Origin of the sequence: Shewanella sp. cp20, assembly GCF_000832025.1 — a bacterium.
Taxonomy (GTDB): Bacteria; Pseudomonadota; Gammaproteobacteria; order Enterobacterales; family Shewanellaceae; genus Shewanella.
In genome coordinates, this window is the sequence record NZ_JPII01000035.1 from 1 (window position 1) to 349 (window position 349).

Annotated in this window: 1 pseudogene; it reads right to left on the reverse strand. The window is 48.1% G+C overall.

The annotated features are described in order from the left end of the window. Positions 1-349: pseudogene (gene tuf / locus DB48_RS13370) on the reverse strand (elongation factor Tu); the annotation flags it as partial.

Consider the following 349-nt stretch of genomic DNA (forward strand, 5'->3'; position numbering starts at 1 on the left):
TAAGCGATGATCTTAGCAACAACACCAGCACCAACTGTACGGCCACCTTCACGGATAGCGAAACGTAGACCTTCGTCCATCGCGATTGGGCAGATTAGGGTAACAACCATCTTGATGTTGTCACCAGGCATTACCATTTCAACGCCTTCTGGCAGTTCGATAGTACCGGTTACGTCAGTTGTACGGAAGTAGAACTGTGGACGGTAGCCCTTGAAGAATGGAGTGTGACGACCACCTTCTTCTTTTGACAATACGTATACTTCTGATTCGAACTGAGTGTGTGGAGTGATTGAACCAGGCTGAGCCAGTACTTGACCACGCTCAACTTCATCACGCTTAGTACCACGTA